General features: G+C 41.8%; 10 protein-coding genes. All 10 read left to right on the top strand.

Annotated elements, in window-relative coordinates; genetic code table 11:
• Positions 1 to 43: 43 nt before the first annotated feature.
• The 10 genes from WJP93_RS01630 to WJP93_RS01585 all read left to right on the top strand — a co-directional run bounded on the left by WJP93_RS01630 (position 44) and on the right by WJP93_RS01585 (position 16,341).
• Positions 44 to 9,130, top strand: coding sequence for a VaFE repeat-containing surface-anchored protein (locus WJP93_RS01630; RefSeq protein WP_337546495.1), 9,087 nt, complete (start codon positions 44 to 46; stop codon positions 9,128 to 9,130).
• Between the two features lie 157 nt (positions 9,131 to 9,287).
• Positions 9,288 to 9,485 (top strand): hypothetical protein, encoded by a 198-nt coding sequence (locus tag WJP93_RS01625; protein WP_337546493.1) that lies wholly within the window; start codon positions 9,288 to 9,290, stop codon positions 9,483 to 9,485.
• Positions 9,479 to 10,381, top strand: coding sequence for a class B sortase (locus WJP93_RS01620; RefSeq protein WP_337546490.1), 903 nt, complete (start codon positions 9,479 to 9,481; stop codon positions 10,379 to 10,381). Before WJP93_RS01625 ends, WJP93_RS01620 begins: the two co-directional genes overlap by 7 nt.
• Positions 10,365 to 10,511: a hypothetical protein gene (locus WJP93_RS01615; RefSeq protein ID WP_337546520.1), complete on the top strand. Its 147-nt coding sequence runs from the start codon at positions 10,365 to 10,367 to the stop codon at positions 10,509 to 10,511. Before WJP93_RS01620 ends, WJP93_RS01615 begins: the two co-directional genes overlap by 17 nt.
• Positions 10,512 to 10,536: 25 nt before the next feature.
• Positions 10,537 to 11,760 carry a hypothetical protein gene (locus WJP93_RS01610; protein ID WP_337546488.1) on the top strand — a complete coding sequence of 408 codons (1,224 nt, stop codon included), beginning with the start codon at positions 10,537 to 10,539 and terminating at the stop codon, positions 11,758 to 11,760.
• Between the two features lie 15 nt (positions 11,761 to 11,775).
• Positions 11,776 to 11,904, top strand: a complete 129-nt coding sequence (locus WJP93_RS01605; RefSeq protein WP_262536554.1) for a hypothetical protein — start codon at positions 11,776 to 11,778, stop codon at positions 11,902 to 11,904.
• Positions 11,905 to 11,958: 54 nt separating this feature from the next.
• Positions 11,959 to 13,254: a hypothetical protein gene (locus WJP93_RS01600; RefSeq protein WP_337546484.1), complete on the top strand. Its 1,296-nt coding sequence runs from the start codon at positions 11,959 to 11,961 to the stop codon at positions 13,252 to 13,254.
• Complete coding sequence (locus tag WJP93_RS01595) at positions 13,244 to 13,519, top strand: hypothetical protein (protein WP_337546483.1); 276 nt, start codon at positions 13,244 to 13,246, stop codon at positions 13,517 to 13,519. The genes WJP93_RS01600 and WJP93_RS01595 overlap by 11 nt, the downstream gene beginning before the upstream one ends.
• 100 nt (positions 13,520 to 13,619) lie before the next feature.
• Complete coding sequence (locus WJP93_RS01590; protein WP_337546481.1) at positions 13,620 to 13,793, top strand: hypothetical protein; 174 nt, start codon at positions 13,620 to 13,622, stop codon at positions 13,791 to 13,793.
• A 22-nt stretch (positions 13,794 to 13,815) separates the two neighbouring features.
• A complete protein-coding gene (locus WJP93_RS01585) occupies positions 13,816 to 16,341 on the top strand; it encodes a type IV secretory system conjugative DNA transfer family protein (RefSeq protein ID WP_337546479.1) in 2,526 nt (841 codons plus the stop codon).
• Positions 16,342 to 16,362: the final 21 nt, after the last annotated feature.

Below are 16,362 nucleotides of genomic sequence, written 5' to 3'. Positions count from 1 at the left end.
CTCATTTTTAAGTTTGAAGTGCTAAGAGACAATAATAAGTAACATGACAGGAGGAAAAGATGGATCGTCTGAGATCACCACCGAAAAGAAGGAAGAAAGAATGCAACCCAAAGCCAGACAAAAAAGGGAGTCTGGTGTCCAAAGAAAGGATATGACGATGAGTCCAAAAAATAAAAAAGGAAAGAAGCTGACATCAACAATCATGGCGCTTGCCATGACGGTAACGACGACTTTCCAGATGCCAACTATTTCGATGGCTTCTGAAATGGAATCGTCTGTAGCAATTGAGAGTCAGATCGAGGAAGGAACAAGCGAAGAGTCTGTTTCTGTTCAATCAGAAACAACAGCACAGACCAGTGCAGAACAGACCAATTCAGTGATTGAAGAAACTTCTGGCACTACTGAGGCAACTAACGATGCAACACAGGTATCAGACGAAGTGCAGGCAATCACCGAAGAAACGACAGCAGAAACAGATCAGCCAGAGACGGAAAGTTCTGTTGCAGAAGAAGTACAGTCATCTGGAGAGAGCGCAGAAGAAACATCTGCAAATGAAACACGTGGACCGGATGAAACACAGGAAAACGAAACAACAGCTGAATCTGAAAGTGAAACAGAAGCGCAGACTGATGCTGCATCTGAAGAAGAGACAGAAGCTTCCACAGAAGAAGCTTTGATCGATCTGTCCACAGCAACAAAGGACGAGATCCTTGCCTATATAGAAGCTATCGGTGGAGCCGAAAGCGATGCCTACTATGGATTTTTGAGTGGACTGGGCGAGGACGAGTATCAGCTCGTGTGGATTGCCCAGTTTGGATCAGAAGAGGATGTTATTGCATCTACTTTTGATTTTGACTATGACAATGCAAGTGACCTTGAGATTGCAAAGTATGTTCACAAGCTGACTGAGGATGAGTTATATAATCTTATTGAGTCCATGACATTTGAGCAGTACAGAAGATATCTTTCCATCAAAGAAATGATGGCAGAGATGGATGAAAAAGATTTTGCGGATGTTGTTGATGAAGAAGAGTTTACAGCTGACCGTACATGGGACTACGAAAGTTATGATGCATTTGCAGAGGCAATGACTGGTGTATCACTGCAGCGTACCGAGCAGGTAATGCAGTTTTACAACACCTATGTGGAACCGTCAAAGGTTCAGGCAGGTGTGACAACAATTGACGGTTTGTTGGATTCCGGTGCGGACTGGTATTCAAACGACTACATTTTAAGCTTGAATCCAGAGATGGCAAAAGAAACAGTGCCGATCTACCATGGATCAGATGGAAATTTTTATGTTGTTTCCACAGTGCCAATGTTAAACGGAACAGAAGCAGCTGACTATCAGTCTGCAACCAGTTTTTACAATGGTTCTATCGAAGCGCAGGCATTTACCGATATTGAGTATCTTGGAAATGGTGTATACCGCATTCCGGATGAACGCTATAAATACTGCTTTACAGAACAGTATTTATCAGATATGGGAACTCTTTACGGCATTACCTTCGGTCTTCGTATTCAGGTACTTTATGGTTATACACCATCAGGGACAGTTAAGATTGCAGCTGATGTAGTATACCCGGATATGACCGAGAGATTTCTTCCGGCAACACTGGATCTGTTGTCAGGGGTTGCAACCGTTCGAATCTTCAACGATGATTATGATGATTCAGTTGACAATTATCTGGTATCCGCATCCGTTAACCGCGGTGCAAGCCTGCCGGAAAGCATGAGCAGCCTGGATGGGGGAAAGACGGTTCAGTTTGCAATAGGCGATGCTTCAGCAGTTGGAAGCCTTGATGTGCTTATCGGCTACAATGCGACATCAAAGTATTCCATGAATGCAGAAGTAACTACCACAGATCTGTATCCGGTGGAACAATCAGATTCTAATATCAGTCTGACGGCTGAATTGTACAATAATATGTATGTGAAGGTTGATAGAAGCTGTGTACCGAAGGATTTGGCAGTCGGTGATAAATTTGTCTACCCATATACAACAGTGACGGTTGTCGGTAACGAAACAGTTAAAGATCAAAATGGTGGAGAACATCTAAGTGCATCTGCTGTTCCGACTCATGATGCACAATCTTTCTGTTTTTATACAAATAAGGGTGTAGATGCTGTCGTAAGTTCTTGGTTTAAGACTCAGCTGACAACCAATTCACCAGATCCGGGCGTTTGTATGGTTCAAATGACAGCTGAAAATATTGCAGCTCGTACAAACGTAAATGGTATATCAGGTTATCTAGCTGGAAGACGAATCTTTGGCTATTTGTCTAATGCGCTTTATTCGTCAACAAACGCAGCTGGAAAGACACTGAATCTTGATGGAACAAGAATCTTGTTGGCATGTATGCACGCATGGGCAAATGAAGGTTCAACAGCACCAACAGATGTAGTTAATTCTGTCAGTGCTTTTACAGAACGTACTCAGAAGGATTGGGCTGCACCTAACAATCAGGGACAGTATACTCCAAATATTGCGCTTCAGTGTACTGATGTTCACGATGGTGGAGATGGATTTACCTATGCGACATTCAAAGTAGCAACTTCTATGCTGCAGGTTGGTGGTGTTTACCAGACTAATAGAGAGAACTACCAGTGTTCATTTGCAACATTGCGTATTATTTATCCGTCTGCACCACAGACTGGATTTTTGCAAATTCATAAATCTTCAGCAGATCCGGCAATCACCAATGGTAACAGCTGCTATAACTTTGAAGGTATTCCGTATGGTATCTTCACTGACGCTGAGTGTAGAAATCCGGTAACTGTTGTTAAACTGGATGCAAACGGCTACAGCCAGCCATATGAACTGACAGCAGGCACTTACTATGTAAGAGAAGCAGAAGCAAAACCAGGATCAGGCTTTCAGACAAACAGTACCGTTTATACAATCGAGGTATCAGCAGGAACAACAGCAACAGCTCCGGTAATGTGCGAAACAACAGATGTGCCATTAAATGACCCACTTGGTATTGTAATCAATAAGATCAATGCTGATGGAACAACTACATCGGATTTATCTGGTGCTGAGTATACGATTAAGTATTATCCAAAGCAGTATAATACAGTAGCTGAGATTCAAGCAGATTCAGAAGCAAAAGCTACTACTTGGGTGATAAAAACTGTTAAGAGTGCAAGTGGATATTTTGCATCTCTGGATGATGCTCATATTGTTTCTGATGTTTCTGATAGTGCAAAGTTTGGAAAAACCAATGCAGGACGATATATTATTCCACTTGGTACTATAACAGTTGAGGAAACAAAGGCTCCGACTGGATTTACTAAAGAAGGCGCAGTTGTTAGCAGTGCTGCAACAGGTGCAACACTGACTGGAACTAATAATGTTTATCTTTTTAACCTAGTTGATAAAGATTCAGCCATCTATTTAAAGAGTGGCAATGTATTAGATACTGCAGCAACTGATGAAACAGCAATCACTCTCCAGTATGCCGAGCGCCAGATCAACGGCACTCCGAAGATGGAAAAGCATGATCTTGAGCTTAATAAGAAAGCTGCTATGGGTGGAACGAACTTTGCCGGAATCACCTTTGAGGTTTATTGTTTAGACGATTCTGTTATCATTGGAAATACAACTTATAAAAAGGGTGAGACAATCGAGACAGTAACCTCAGATGCTGAGGGAAATGTGACCATGACTACTCAGTATCCGATTGGTCATTATGCTGTTAGAGAAAAATCAGCAAACAATTATTACACGAATGATGGTCAAATCCATTATTTCAATGTTGTTGAGTATCAGGGTGGCGCATTTATTCAGTACGAAACAAACATGAATGCAGTTACCTTTACAGACCGCGTTGTTCGTGGTGATCTGTCCTTCGTGAAGAAAAATTCTGACACAGGTGAAGCACTTGCTTACATTCCGTTTTGTATTACCAACAACGCAACTGGTGAAACACATTACATCTTAACTGATGCGAATGGAAACTTCACTTCCGCAACTGGAAAGACCACAAATACCAATGCAAACGATGATGTTCTTTCAAAGTATGGAGAAAAGGACGTTGTTCCGCAGAGCGTAATTGATTCTCTGGCAAAGGATGCAGGACTTTGGTTTGGCATGGGCAGCGAAGGAACCATGACAGCTGCAAATGATTCTTATGGAGCATTTGTATATGGCACTTATACCATCACCGAGTTAAAGACCGAAGCAACCAGAAGCATGAAGATGTACACTAACACCTTCACAATCGACACTGATGGAAAGGTTCTTGATCTTGGAACTGTTGACAACATTCCGATGAGCATTCGCACGACGCTGGTAGACGTAAATGAGGAGCATTTCACGGAAGTAGCTTCTTCTATTACGTTAACCGATCATGTTGCTTACAAGAATCTGGATACTGATAAGACCTATACTTTAACTGGAACTTTGTATATTAAGGACGTGGAAGCACTGACCGAGCTTATGACTCAGACAGTTGACTTTACTCCGGTTGAGAAGAATGGAACACAGGATATTGTATTTACCTTTGATGCTTCTGATCTGGCAGGAAAGTCAGTAGTTGCTTTTGAAGAGCTTTCCGTAAATGGCGAGTTTTGTGCAGAGCATAAGGATAAGGATGATGAAAATCAGACCGTTACATTCCCTAGTATCCAGACAACTGCACGAGATTCAAAGACCGAGGATCATGTAGCAAATGCAACTGATTCCGTAAGTATTATTGATACTGTAACCTATTCTGGCTTGAAAGTTGGAGAAACCTATACAATCACCGGAACTTTGATGGATGCTGACACTGGCAAAGCTGTTCTGGACGATGATGGCAACGAGATTACCGCATCAAAAGAATTTGTTGCCCCGGCAAAAGATGGTAGTGTTGACATTACATTCAATTTTGCAGGTGTATCTTTAGCAGGTAAGAAGATTGTCGCTTTTGAGGAAGTATGTTACAAGGGCAGAAGATATGCTGTTCATGCAGATCTTTCCGATGAAGGACAGACTGTCTATGTGCCAAAGATCCGCACAAAAGCACTCGATGCAAATACCAGATTGAATCAGGTAAAAGCAGACAGCAATGCAACTGTTGTTGATACTGTAACTTATGAAAACTTACTGCCGGGTAAGAAGTATACCATGAAGGGTGTGCTGATGACTTCAGCAGGAAACGCTCTGATGGTAAACGGAAGAACCATCACTGCAAGTACCGAGTTTACTCCAACAACACCAAATGGATCAGTTGATGTTACCTTTAATTTTGACGCATCTGAAATTGGTGGAAGAAAACTCGTATTCTATGAGTATCTGGAATTAGATGGTGATACAGTTGCATCTCATACCGATATTTCAGACACCGATCAGACGATCTATGTTCCGAGTATCAAGACAACCATTATCGACTCTGAAAATGGTAGCCATAATGCAGCAGCCGATGAGGAGATTACACTTATTGATACAGTTCGTTATAATGGACTGGAAGTTGGTCGTAAGTATTCTGTAACGGGAACACTTGTTGATAAGGAAACTGGAAAAGCACTTTTGGATGATGCAGGAAAAGAGATTACTGCATCGAATGAATTTACTGCTGAGAAGCCAAATGGAACGATTGAGATTACATTCAAGTTCTCAGGTGTTTCTCTGGCAGGAAAGACCACTGTAGCATTTGAGCATATGTACACAGATGGCAAGGAAGTAGCTGTCCATGCTGATCTGAAAGATGAGAAGCAGACTCAGTATCTTCCGTCCGTACATACAACTGCAACAAGCAATGATACTCAGGATCATGTAACAGGATCCAATGAGAAAGTAACAATTACCGATCTGGTTTCCATGAAGGCACTTAAGATTGGTACCGAATACACTGTTAGCGGTACGCTGATGAATGCAGCGACAGGAAAGCCGGTTCTGGTTGATGGAAAGACCATTACCTCAAGAAGAACATTTACAGCTGATTCACATGACATGACTGTTTCTTTGACGTATACACTGAATGCGTCTGAATTGGCAGGAACTACGACAGTTGTATTTGAAAACCTCTATTCTGACGGAGCACTGCTTGCAGTACATGCAGATACAAAGGATGCTGAGCAGACGGTTTATATTCCTGAGATCCATACAACAGCTAAAGATCAGACAACACAGATCAACCACACGGAAGCAAAGAAGCAGGCAACCATCGTTGATACCGTTTCCTATACAAACCTGCTTCCGGGCAAAGAGTATACCGTAAGCGGAACACTGATGGATAAGGAAACAGGAAAGGCTGTTCTGGCTGACGGCAAAGAGATTACGGCAAGCACCACATTCACTCCTGAAAAGTCCGAGGGAAGTGTTGATGTAGTCTTTACATTCGATGCAAGTGTCGTAGCACCTAAGACAGTCGTTGCATTTGAGACGCTTACATATAAGAAGATCCAGATCGCCGTACATGCTGACATTGAGGATAAGGACCAGACGGTATATATCCCGAAGGTACATACCACTGCAATCGCAGATGATACGAAGGATCATGTAACAGAGGCAAAGAAGGATGTAACTATTGTCGATACCGTTTCCTATGAAGGACTTGAAGTTGACAGAGAGTACACCGTAAAGGGCGTACTTATGAACAAAGCAACAGGTAAGGCGATCCTGGTAGACGATAAGGAAGTAACTGCTTCTGCCACATTTACTCCAGAAGAAAAGAACGGAACCGTTGATGTAACATTTACATTTGACGGATCAGCATTAGAGGATACCTTAATTGTTGTATTTGAAACTCTGTACACTGAAGGTAAGGAAGTAGGCATTCATGCAGACATCGACGATGATGCACAGACAGTTTACATTCCGAAGATTCAGACAGAGGCAAAGGATGCAGTAACAGAGATTGATCATACCGAGGCACTGCCAAAGGCAAAGATCATTGATACTGTTTCATATTCTTCACTGTTACCTGGAAAAGAGTATACCGTAACCGGAACCTTGATGAATAAGGAGACTAAAGAGCCAGTCCTGATTGATGGCGAGAAGGTAACTGCAAGCACCACCTTCACAGCTGAAAAGGCAGAAGGAAGTGTTGAAGTTGTATTTGAGTTTGATGCAAGTGCAATCGCAGGAACTACCGTAGTCGCATTTGAGTCTATGGAGTACAAGGGAATCGAAGTCGCTGTTCATGCGGACATTGAGGATGAGAACCAGACCGTCTACATCCCGGATGTTCACACTACCGCAACCGCAACTGACACTGAGGATCATGTAACTGGTGCAAACGAGGAAGTGACCATCACTGATGAGGTTGCACTGACAGGCTTAAAGGTTGGTAACGAATACACCGTAAGGGGTGTTCTGATGGACAGAAATACCGGAGCCGAGATTCAGGTAGGTGGCGAAAGCATTACTGATGAGAAGACCTTTACTGCTGAAACAGCAGACATGACCGTCACATTAACCTATACACTGGATGCTTCTAAGCTTGCAGGTACAACAACAGTTGTATTTGAAACCCTCTATACGGCAGTCACCGAAGAGATGGGTGTTGAGGTCGGCAGACATCACGATCTTACCGACGAGGGTCAGACGGTTTATATTCCTGAGATCCACACCACTGCAGCCGATCAGAAGACTGAGATTAACCATACAAAGTCCGAAGAGACTGCAACCATCATTGATACCGTACATTACAGCCATCTGTTACCTGGCAAGGAGTACACCGTTAAGGGAGTGCTTATGAACAAGGAGACAGGTGAAGAGGTACTTATCGACGATAAGCCGATCACTGCCGAGACTACATTTACACCTGAGAAGTCCGAGGGAAGCGTTGATGTTATCTTTACATTCGATTCTTCACTTGTTGCTCCAAAGACTGTAGTAGCATTCGAAACCTTAGAGTATAAGGGTATCGAGATCGCAGTTCATGCTGACATTGAGGACAAGGATCAGACAGTTTATGTTCCAAAAATCAAGACAACGGCAATCGGAGAGGATACTGAGGACCACATCGAAAAGGCGAAGGAAGATGCTGTTATCGTTGATACAGTAGAATACAAGGGCTTAGAGATTGGTCGTGAGTATACAATGACCGGAAAGCTTGTTGATAAGGTTACCGGAGAAGTAATCACCGATGCCGAGGGCAATGAGATTACCGTATCTGAAACCTTTACAGCAGAAGAAAAGGATGGAAGTATTGATATTACCTTCAAGTTTGATGCTTCTGCACTGGCAGGAAAGTCACTGGTTGCATTTGAGTCTCTTACCGCAGAAGGTAAGGAAGTAGCAGTCCATGCTGATCTTGAGGATGAGGGTCAGACGGTTCGCATTCCGGAGATTAAGACTACTGCAACTGATAAGGTAACAGGCGATCATGACGGCGTTGTTGCAAAGGAAACTACCGTACTGGATGAAGTATTCTACAAGAACCTGATTCCTGGCAAGGAGTATACCGTAAAGGGAACTCTGATGGTCAAGGAGACAGGCGAGCCATTGACAATCGACGGTAAGGAAGTAACCGCTGAAAAGACCTTCACGGCAGAAGAAGAGGACGGAAGCATCGTTCTGGAGTTTACATTTGATTCTTCCGCACTGGCAGGAAAGCACATCGTAGCATTCGAGGATGTAGAGTATAAGGGAATCTCCATAGGATCACATGAGGATCTTGAAGATGAAGACCAGACTATTTCTTATCCGTCTATTCATACAACTGCAACCGATCAGGCTTCTGGATCAAAAACCATGGCACTGGGAAGCAGCGTAACATTAGTGGATACTGTTACCTATACTGGATTGACTGTAGGTAAGACCTATGTAGTTAAGGGAACCATCATGGATAAAGCAAGTGGACAGTCAATCGGAGTAACAGCCGAGACTACATTCACTGCAGAAGCAGCAGATGGAAGTACAACAGTTGCATTTACCTTCGATACGAGTGTATTGCAGGGAAAGACACTTGTTGTATTCGAGACACTGTATGATACCAATGGAAATCAGATTGTCGCTCACAGTGATCTGAATGATGAAGACCAGACGGTAACAGTTCCAGTTCAGCCAGAAAATCCACCAGTTATAACAGGTGATGATTCAACTCCGATGCCGTATGTGGCAGGACTTGCAGCAGCACTTCTTGCAATTGCTGTAATCGTAGCCGCATTGGTTGTTAAGAGAAGAAGAAAGCAGGCATAATTGCCAAACGGATTCCTCTTTTGGGGAATCCGTATAAGAAACATACGAAATATAACACACGAGACACAACACAAAATTATTACAATTCCAAAGCAGTCCCGATGAAGAGTCGGGACTGTAATAAAAAGAAACAAAACAACACGGAACGGAGGGGAAAATGCTTCTAACTGGAATTTTATTTACGCTTGTTGGCATTTTGCTTCGAGCGTATGCCGGAGTTTTTGAGATTCACGATACGACATGGGAAGCGATGAAGGCTTCCATTATTCATAAGATAGCAGCAATTGTAGGAAATTTGAGCCTTGTTATTGGCATTTTATGCCTGATTGTTTCACTTGCAGGAACGGGATGGTAAATGAGATGAGGAAAACGGGGAAAAAAGGAAAAGTTACACAGGCAGTTTTGCTTGTACTATTGCTTATGGCAGTTGCCGTAGCTGGTTATTCTGGATTTCGTTTATGGAAATATTATCATGAGTATCTGGAAGATCAGGAGTTATACGAAAATTTACGAGATGAAATTTTGCAGACTCCTGAGCTTGAAACGGATACAGAGAGCGTGTTCGAATTGGACACAAGAAAAAAGCACCATAAAACATCTGAGTCAGAAATACCATTTGATGTTGATTGGGATGTATTAAAAGACATCAATGAGGATATTATCGGATGGGTCTACTTTACGGGGTTGCCACAGATTTCTTACCCGGTTTTGCAGGCAAAAGATAATGAATATTATGTGCATCGCACATATGATTTATCTTCAAGTGATTCAAAAGCTGGATCAATTTTCATGGACTACCGAATGGCTGGCGATTTCTCTTCTCCGTACTCCGTAATTTATGGTCATAATGTCCGTGACGGATCTATGTTGTCTGATCTTGCTCAATTAAAGGATCAAGATTTGTATGATAAAGAACCATATTTCTGGATCTTGACACCAGATGGAAATTATCGCTATCAGATTTTTTCAATTTTTCAGTGTCACCGCTCAGCAGATGTTTTTCAGCGGTCTTTTGACTATTGGGGAGAAGATTTTTCCAAATGGCAAAGTGAATTAAAGCTGCGAAACAGTATGCAGGGAGACGTTGAATTGGAGGAAAAAGGTCATGTGATAGCATTTTCTACCTGTGTGCCAAATAGTTTTGATAGAACGATTGTTTGCGGAAAATATTTGGATGGAGATTTGATTCCAGATCCACATGCTGAGGAGAAAACTGATGTTAAAGATTCGATTGATGGGAACGAAGAATGAGATTGAATGGTTTGAAAAAATCATGCAAGAACATCCAGATATAGAGATCTTGAAAAAGTCAGAGTTGTATCAAAATAATAGAGAAGCTGATGAATGCTACAGATCCTATGCAGAAGTCAAAGAAAAATAAGGAAAGACAAAGGAGGCATCAAGGAATGAGCAAGAAAATATCAGTTGATCTTACCGACGAGAATGCAGGAGCCTTGTACCAAAATAAGAAAGTACACGGACTAGGTTATGGTCCAACAATCAATATGTTAATTCGGATTTTTTTTAGATCGCCTGATATTCGCGACGATCTAATTGAGATATGCAAGTCAAAAATACAAAGCGGTAATCTTGTTTATCTTGATATGCTACAGTTTCTGACATATGACACACAGCTTACACTTGATGCTGTTTTAGACGGAGTGAGACTTATGAAAAAAATAAATCGAAGGATCTTTCAACCGAATCAGTTTACAGATATTATGCTTAATGGAGCTTGCGACAAAAATAAAGCCAATTTAAGTGATTTTATTAACGATGTTATTGAAGAATATTATAGACCTCTCAATTCACAGTTAAAATACGAAACAGAACTTTTATTTATGAAGCTGAAAATGTCGCAACAGGATAACGGTTTGGAAGAACTGTGTTCTGAAAACGGGACGCAGTTGCAGGCATCGAAACAGGAGACTATATCTCCAAAAGAATTAAAGTCAACTCTTGCGCGATGTGTAGAGATCCTCAAGGATTATCCGATCAGAGATGTCACACCTTTACGCCAGATTTTCACCCATTTTACAAACAGGAGTGGACTTGTATTAAGGTACGATTACATCAACATTGTTAACAGTTGGCAGGATGAAATGTTACATCACCTTAATGATGTGATCAAAACTGTTGATCCAGATTATCCTCTTGGCACTCGCGAATTTGGTGAAAGAAGTAAATATATATTCGCCCATTGGTCAGAACTGTATCAATACTCTGAGATCTATATCGCTTTAGCTACTATTATTGAATGCGAAAAGGTCTACTATCCATTGGATGCTTTTACAACGATCAGCTTAATAAAGCAACTCGATAGAGCAATCATGGAATCATCAAACATCGCCCCTGTTAAAGAACCTTTTGCAATTGATATCTCAAATAGGGACAGATATTATGGAATCCGCTATGAGATAACTATGTATTATACCCATATCGGCTATAGTATATTATCCGGTGATGGTCACTGTGAAAACATACCATCGGGGTTTCAAGCATTCTTGTTGAAAGTGGTAAATATCAATACTCCGCCTGATCCAATAACAGAGGACAATATTGACGCGATTGCAAAGCTCGAAACAGAAGGTCGACGCTTACTTAAACAGTTGGCAACAGCAAGTAATTAACTAGGAGGACAAAACATGACAGTTAGCATTGGTACATTATTGATAGGTGGTATTTGCTTGTTTCTTGCAGGGACATTTGTTGGAGTCGGATTGACTTCGGTTGTGTCGGCTGGAAAGAAAACACAATCGGCTGATACGCTTTGATAACAGCCGTTTATTTCGTGTCCGATTCGGACACGGGAAGGGAGTTAGAAATCTTTGAGAAAGAAAAGAAGAGAACTTATATTGTTTTGCAGTCTGCTGTTGGCAACGACACCAGCATATGCAGAGAATGCAACAGAAGCCGTGTCCATTTCGGACACGGCTTCTGACATAGGATGGACAATAGATGCAAATGAAGAGGTTCAAAGCGTGTCTGAATCGGACACACCGAAAACTCTTGCATCAAATGAAGAAACATCCTCTCCGGAAATTTGGCAGGAAACATATACCTATCTTGCCGATACACAGGATTCACATGCGTTTCCAGACCGGGTTGAAAAGAATGGGGTGCAGTATCAGTTAAAAGATACCCAGTATCAAATCACAGAGCTGACGAAGGAATATAGAAAAAGCAGCACCAATCTATGGGCATATGCAGAATATAATCCAGAGCAGGAAATTGAAGTAGATGGACTGCATTATACACTTGTGGATACCTCCAAAGAAGAGTGGACAGAAAGTGGGCGAAGTAAGACAGTCTCAGTTGATCGTACCTATTTGGAGGGGCAGGAAATTCCAGAAGCCATTGATATTGAATCGACCGATGATATAACAGGAGAAACAATATATGGTAATATTCCGCGAACAGATCTACAAGATGATGGAGCAGGTTGGTGGGAAGGCGGTCTGGAGCAATGGGTAAAGTACAGATGGAACGATGAAACAAGCCAATGGGTATTTGAAGTCGGTGATGAAACCTTTCCGGCAGCATCTGATGATAGTCCGTGGTTTGACGGGTGTGAAAGTAAAATTTTGCAATCATTGAATCTGGATGGAACATTCAATCAGATTACTGGAATCGCATGGGATAGTGACGGCTGGCAGGATGAGAATGGCGGTTGGTGGAAAACCGTGAAAGCAACCGGAAATCGAATGATTAAGCGCTCTCGTGCATGGTTTTCTGGAGAAGTGGCAGAAGCGGATCTACCAATGGTGCGCTATACCAGTCGTTATGTGTCGGACGTAACAGGCTATCTTATTACAGCAAATGTTACTTATGAGGAGATACAGAAGGAAGAACCAATTGTTGAAACGCAAGCACCGACTCAATCAGAACCGACAACTGAGCCTATAACGGAACCGACAACTGCAAGCGTGTCCGATTCGGACACGAAAAACACAATAGCAGGAATGCCGTGGCAGGATCTGGTATTGCTGTTCTTGGAGACAGGAAGCGTTGCACTCGGACTTATTATGATTGGTCTGTTAGCAAAATATCGTCCGAAACCGAGAGCATGGCTTACCGTACCGAAAAAAGAAAGCAAAGGAAAAGGAGAAAAGAATGATGACTAATACAATGAATGTAATGTTACCAGCAGCAGGATCGTTAACCGACTTTTTTACGGCAATTTCGACATTAGCACACGAGTATCAGGCAGCAGGAAATGCAGTGCTGATCGGAATTGCATTACTGATTCTTGGAAGCAAATTTTTGATTGGAGATGATGAGAGTAAGGCGAGAGGGAGAAAGCAGGTTCCATACATTATTATTGGAACTGCAATTATCATGTCAGCTTTTAATATTGCTGCGTCAGCAGGTGCATCGTTAACATTCTGAGTACTGCGAAGGGAGAAAGGGAAGGTATGACAGTGCCTGCATACCTTCTCAGAATAAAATGGATTTTATTAAGATTATATTTACAATAATGGTGAGTGGAATGGCAGTTAGTATTGGCTTTGCTCTTGGAATAGTAGCAGGTGCAACTGTCATTACACGAATTACATTTTCAAAACAAACAGAGCAGAAAGTTCTATACATATTTGGTGTAATAGGTATGGTAATCGGTACTTTATGCAGCCTGTGGTTTGTAGTAAAGCTGTTTTGGAAATGAGCAGGCAAAGGAGGGAGAAAACATGCAGCAGAAGAAGCAGCAAAAACAGGGAAAGAGACAGGAATGGAAAGACCAGATGAAGGAATCAGATCGTATGCTGAAAGGAAATGTACTTCTGGAAAAGCCACAGTGGGTACTTATGCTGACACTTGCAGCAGAGTTTTTGTTGCTTGTTGTACTGCATGTATTGGTTAATACGTTTATTCGATTCTGTAAAGGACATTTAACAGACTGTTTTTCTTGGAGTTGTCTAACGACTTTTTATCCGGCTTTAGCTCCAGTGTATATTTTTTTGGTTATTGTGGCGATTGCAGTAGCAATATTGAACGTATATCGGTTTCGCAATGCTTTTCGTAGTTTGGAGGCAGGGCAAAAAGGAACCAGCCGTTTCACAACAATGGAAGAAATCAAGGAGCAGTATCCGGCAGTATCGGAAATTCCTCAGAAAAATGAAGACGGAAGTATTAAGAGGATACCGGGAAATGGTGGACTTCCGGTTGCAAGTAAAGACGGCTATATGTATTTGGATGAAAGTGCAACCAATGCATTGATTCTTGCGATTACCAGAGCCGGAAAAGGAGAAGTTTTTTCGCTGCGTATGCTGGATAGTTACAGTCGCAGTGAAAAGCAACCGTCACTTATTATACTGGATATGAAGTTTGATCTGAGAAAGATGTGTACGAAAGCATTTCAGGATCGTGGATACGAGGTAATGTCAATCAACTTGGAAAATCCAATGCGCGGTGTTGGATACAATCCACTATATCTGATTACACGTTATTATCAGCAGGGACGAGATTCAGATGCAGAACTTTTGTGTAAAGCATTTGCCTATCCGCATTTTGCTAGTGCAGGTGGAAAGAGCGATGATAATTCTGATTTCTTCCTATCAAACGCGACCAGTGCGTTAGTGGCAACGATTATGGCACATACTGTTGATTGCTTGAGACAGGATAAGAGAGAAAATGCAAAGCTGGCTATGCAGTATCTTACGAAGCGGCAGGCTTATGAGCAGCTAACTGAGGAAGAAAAAAAGAAAGCAAATCAAAGTTATGAAGAGCTGCGCAAAGAAAAAACATTTGTCCAGTGTGTTTTAGAGGCAAAAGTAATACCGGATGATGTCCCGTTTGAAGTACAGGAAACAAATGCAAGGAAAAACAACATGGCATCCGTGATGAATATGTTTACGAACCTTGCTGGAGAGACAGCAGGTAAAAATAAAACGAAGTTGGATGAATATTTTGATTTGAGAGGCAGATTTGATCGTGCAAGAGCTGTATATAGCAGTATTAACGTATCGGGAGATAAAACAAAGGGCAGTATTTTCAGTCAGATGTTGACAAAGCTGAGTCAATATACGTTTGGTGGTATGGAGCAGCTGACGCGAGAAAGCACCTTTTCACCAGAAGAACTTGGCTTTGGAAAAAAGCCAATTGCTCTTTTCCTTCAAGTCCCTTTTTATGATCGATCAAAGGATGCAATTGCTATTTCCATGATTGATCAGCTGTATCAGGCTAATGCAAGAGCCTGTGTGCAAAGTCCGTCTGGAAAGTGTGACCGACGAATCATCTTTCACTTAGATGAGGTTGCACAGTTTCCACCAATTGAAAATTTGGATTCTAAACTTTCAATTTGTTTGGGACTGAACATGGCGTTTAATCTGATCATTCAGACCGATGCGCAGCTGACGCTGAAATATGGCGAAGCTGCGAAAATCATCAAAGGAAACTGCGGTAATCAGGTTTATCTTCAGACAAGCGAGGAAGAAACGGCAAAACTGTTTTCATCATTGCTTGGGTCAAAGACAATCACAAATGTAAATCGAGTAGGAACAAGATTTGCACTCAATAAGAGTTATACGGAAACGCTGGAGGAACGTCCATTACTTAATCCGCGAGAACTGATGGATTTGGAGGAGGGTGAAAATGTGGTTTTGCGAACCATGTATCGTCGCGATATGCAGGGAAATAAGATTAAACCTCGTCCGATCTTTAATTCACGAAAGGAAGGACGTGCTTTTTTATATCGTTACCAGTACTTACAAGAGTACTTTCCTGATGCAGATACCGTATCAGAAGAATCGTTGCATCTGCCAACACTGAAAGCCGTTCGTGCAGATGAGATGATGTATGATTACGATATTAGCTTTGAAGCTGCAAAATTTGCACAACTTCCCAAACAGATGGAAGAGATTCAGGATGAAATAAAGCGAATGGAAGACGGAGGAGCATTAGAGGAGGACATAGAAGACTTGGATGAAGTATACCGGCAGATGGAAGAGGAAAAAGAGAAATTGGCAAAGAAACAGTTGTATCAGTGGGATACACCAATGGCGCAATCGGAAGATGAAGAAATGGCAACACATGAAAAACAACTTTTGCAGTTTTGCGAAAAACTGGGAGAATATGATATTGAAATTTTTAAGTTACTAAATCAAACCTGTACAGCAGGAGAACTTCTGGTACAAGTAACAAACAGTACGAGCATTCCATTTAAGGAAAAGTATAATCTACTGTTACAGTTAAAAGGAAAGCTGGGACTGGCATGAAAGGAGGCTTGGTGAGCGTGT

The sequence above is a fragment of the Anthropogastromicrobium sp. genome (genome assembly GCF_037349415.1).
GTDB classification, from domain to species: domain Bacteria; phylum Bacillota; class Clostridia; order Lachnospirales; family Lachnospiraceae; genus Anthropogastromicrobium; species Anthropogastromicrobium aceti.
This window is presented reverse-complemented; position numbering and strand designations above follow the sequence as displayed.

Bases quoted from the DNA above. Each gene is read 5' to 3' on its own strand.
- WJP93_RS01630 (WP_337546495.1), top strand. From the start codon at position 44: ATGACAGGAGGAAAAGATGGATCGTCTGAGATCACCACCGAAAAGAAG.
- WJP93_RS01625 (WP_337546493.1), top strand. From the start codon at position 9,288: ATGCTTCTAACTGGAATTTTATTTACGCTTGTTGGCATTTTGCTTCGA.
- WJP93_RS01620 (WP_337546490.1), top strand. From the start codon at position 9,479: ATGGTAAATGAGATGAGGAAAACGGGGAAAAAAGGAAAAGTTACACAG.
- WJP93_RS01615 (WP_337546520.1), top strand. From the start codon at position 10,365: ATGGGAACGAAGAATGAGATTGAATGGTTTGAAAAAATCATGCAAGAA.
- WJP93_RS01610 (WP_337546488.1), top strand. From the start codon at position 10,537: ATGAGCAAGAAAATATCAGTTGATCTTACCGACGAGAATGCAGGAGCC.
- WJP93_RS01605 (WP_262536554.1), top strand. From the start codon at position 11,776: ATGACAGTTAGCATTGGTACATTATTGATAGGTGGTATTTGCTTGTTT.
- WJP93_RS01595 (WP_337546483.1), top strand. From the start codon at position 13,244: ATGATGACTAATACAATGAATGTAATGTTACCAGCAGCAGGATCGTTA.
- WJP93_RS01590 (WP_337546481.1), top strand. From the start codon at position 13,620: ATGGCAGTTAGTATTGGCTTTGCTCTTGGAATAGTAGCAGGTGCAACT.
- WJP93_RS01585 (WP_337546479.1), top strand. From the start codon at position 13,816: ATGCAGCAGAAGAAGCAGCAAAAACAGGGAAAGAGACAGGAATGGAAA.